At 64.6% G+C, this 616-nt stretch carries 1 protein-coding gene; it reads right to left on the reverse strand.

Annotated features, from left to right (window positions below; genetic code table 11):
• On the reverse strand, positions 1-616 hold a 616-nt coding region (locus L995_RS33785; RefSeq protein WP_197065126.1), incomplete at both ends, for a hypothetical protein.

The following is a 616-nucleotide window of genomic DNA, read 5'->3' on the forward strand; positions in this document are numbered from 1 at the left end:
CAGGATCGCCGTGCCATTGCCCACGAAGGGGAAGGTATTGGGCGTGCAGGTCGCACTGGCCACGTTCGCACCGGTCGGCACGCCCGTGATGCTGATGCCTGCAGGCACCAGATCCTTGATGGTCACGCTGGTGGCGGGACCGAAGGCACTGGCGGCATTGGACACGGAGAACGCGTAGTTGAACGCAGTCCCCACAGCCAGGCTACCCGGGTTGGCCTTGGTAACCGTCAGCGCAGGCGTGCCAGGAGTGACTGGAGTCACCGGTGTGGAAGCGCAGTCTGTCGTGCAACCGGCTGTCGGATTGACGGGGCTGATGCCACCCGACGGATCGTAGGAAGCCGTGTTCGTGCTCGAACCCACAGCCGTCGGCACTGCCGGCAGGTTGAAGCTGGTGTTGCCACCCGCTGCCACTGCCGCCGTGAAGTTCACCGTACACGTCAGCACGGAGCTGCCATTGCCCGCAAACGGGAAGGTATTGGGCGTGCAGGTCGCACTGGCCACGTTTGCACCAGTCGGCACGCCCGTGATGCTGATGCCTGCCGGCACCAGGTCCTTGATGGTCACGCTGGTGGCGGGACCAAAGGCACTGGCCGCATTCGCTACCGTGAAGGCGTAG

This window comes from Delftia sp. ZNC0008 (assembly GCF_000799035.1).
GTDB classification, from domain to species: domain Bacteria; phylum Pseudomonadota; class Gammaproteobacteria; order Burkholderiales; family Burkholderiaceae_C; genus Comamonas; species Comamonas tsuruhatensis.